Source organism: Spongiactinospora sp. 9N601, assembly GCF_044326295.1.
GTDB classification, from domain to species: Bacteria; Actinomycetota; Actinomycetes; order Streptosporangiales; family Streptosporangiaceae; genus Spongiactinospora; species Spongiactinospora gelatinilytica.
Map to the genome: position 1 here is coordinate 1 of NZ_JBIRBB010000055.1, position 1,872 is coordinate 1,872.

General features: G+C 67.7%; 1 protein-coding gene. It reads right to left on the reverse strand.

Annotated features, from left to right (window positions below; genetic code table 11):
* Positions 1–255 precede the first annotated feature (255 nt).
* Entirely contained in the window at positions 256–1,866 is a 1,611-nt protein-coding gene (gene ltrA, locus ACH34R_RS44075; RefSeq protein WP_397567615.1) for a group II intron reverse transcriptase/maturase, read from the reverse strand.
* Positions 1,867–1,872 lie beyond the last annotated feature (6 nt).

Here is a 1,872-nt window from a genome sequence, read left to right on the forward strand (position 1 = left end):
ACGCCGCCATCGCGGCCTACGTCCGCTGGCGCAACCGGCACGCCGCCCCGAAGGTCAGCTTCGCCGCCAGCTCCCCGATCCGGTCATGGACCAGTTACCCCACCAAGGTTGCGTGATGCACCACTAGGGCACCTCAAACCGTCGGGTAGGACCGCCGCATTACTGCGGCGGTCCCCCCTCAGAACCGGGCATGCCCGCTTTCCAGGCACCACGGCTCAAGCAAGCCCCATGGGCGACGAGGATTCAGCGTCAGCGTCATGGCTGGTGCACCGCCGTTCCGGCGAGGTTCCGGCGTCGGCAATGCGCGTGGAGGAGCCGGTAGAAGGTCCGGTCCTGGCCGCCGACCTGCTCGACGATGTGCTGTTTGGCCAGCACGCGCCGGACGGTCATGAACCACTGTTCCCACTCGTGTGGGCTGCGCGGTTCGTGTTCGGCATGCAGAAGAAGTTCCCCGCAGGCGGGGCAGCGACCTCCCTGGTTTCGCAGAAGCCGGGCGGTGTGCTCGTCCACGGGTGGGGCCTTCTTCTTGCGTCGCCGATCGGCCCAGTACTCGGTCAGGGCAGGGTCATCCGGAGAAGCTCCGCCCTGGACCGGGACGTGTCGGACGATCTTCGTCCAGGCGAACTTGGTGAGGTAGGCGCCGCTGTCGCGGTCGCCGAACACCCACCGGTCCCGCCGGGACTTGTGGAACTTGCCGAAGTACCGGGTCGCAACCCAGCCCCTCGACTTGTTTGGGTGCGAGCGTCTGGCCCACCGGTAGGTGAGATGCCAGACGTGGTGGTCCAGGCCGGTGAAGACCCGGCCGGAGACCACACTCCGGTAGTAGGCCGACCATCCCCGGATGACCGGGTTGAGCCGGAACACCACTGCGGCCGCGTTCGCGCCATGCATGGAGCGCACGGCGGCGGAAAGCCGCTTCCGGAGCCGCTTGACCGACTCCTTGCTGGGGGTGATGAGCAGTTTTCCGCTGCCCTGCCGGTCGACGCGGCGGCGGATGTCGAAGCCCAGGAACGAGAATCCGTCCTCAACGTGGACGATGCGTGTCTTGTCCTCGTTAAAGCGGAGTCCTCTCGGCTCCAGCCATGCCGCGAGGGCGACCTTGACCCGCTCGGCCTGCTCGCGACTGTGGCACATCGCCACGTAATCGTCGGCGTATCTGACCAGCACAGGGCATCCCTTGACCGTCTCGGCGTCACTACGAACGCTGGGCCGGTAATGGACGCCCGCCGCCTTCTCCATTCCGTGCAGGGCCACGTTCAGCAGCACGGGGCTGATCACTCCGCCCTGAGGGGTTCCCTCGTCGGTCGGTGTGAACCCGCCAAACTCGATCACGCCGGCCTTCAGCCAGGCCTGGACCATGCCCCGCGCGGGGAAGGCGCCGAGGCTGTCGAGAAGGTGCTGGTGGTCGATCCGGTCGAATGCTCCGGCCAGGTCCGCGTCCAGGATCCACCGGCGCTGGCTGCGGTTGCCGCACAGCGTCTTGAAGATGACCTCGATCGCGTCGTGGCAGCCACGGCCGGGCCTGAATCCAAAGGATCTCGGCTCGAACCGGGCCTCCCACTCGGGCTCCAGGGCGTTCTTCACGCGTGCCTGCTGCACGCGATCCGCCAGCACCGGAATCCCCAGGGGGCGCTGTTTCCCGTTCGCCTTCGGAATGAAGACTCGCCTGACCGGCAGGGCTTTGAGCGGCGAGGCGTCACGGTGCATCCGCTCGGCCAGTTCCGCCCGTTCGCGGGAGGTCAGGGCGAGCCGATCTGCCGTGTCCTGACCGAGCACGGCCGCCCCATCTCCACCAGCACCTACTACGCCGCCAAGAACCGTCCGCCCTCTGCCCGCGCCCGGCGCGACGCGGAACTGGACGAGCACATCGCG